The following is a 246-nucleotide window of genomic DNA, read 5'->3' on the forward strand; positions in this document are numbered from 1 at the left end:
CAGGGAATCAAATTCCGCAATGACCAATGATCCGGTAAAGCCCGCTGGGCCCGGGTCTTCACTGTCGATAGCCGGGTGTGGCCCTGCCAGTTGCAGGCGCCCTTGATCACGGAGGGCTTCCAGCCGCGCCAGGTGCGCGGGGCGAGCCTGTTTGCGTGACGGCAAGGAGTCAGGGACATCTTCACTGATGATCGCGTACAGCATGGTTTCGCTCTTTATTCAGGTTTGCGGTGGTGTGCGGCCATG

1 protein-coding gene is annotated in these 246 nt (G+C 60.6%); it reads right to left on the bottom strand.

Features of this window, described 5'->3' with window-relative positions; translation table 11 throughout:
* On the bottom strand, positions 1 to 204 hold a 204-nt coding region (locus tag A3754_RS08105), incomplete at its 3' end, for a YciI family protein (RefSeq protein ID WP_063519274.1).
* Between the last annotated feature and the right edge of the window lie 42 nt (positions 205 to 246).

The organism is Alcanivorax sp. HI0083 (genome assembly GCF_001635175.1).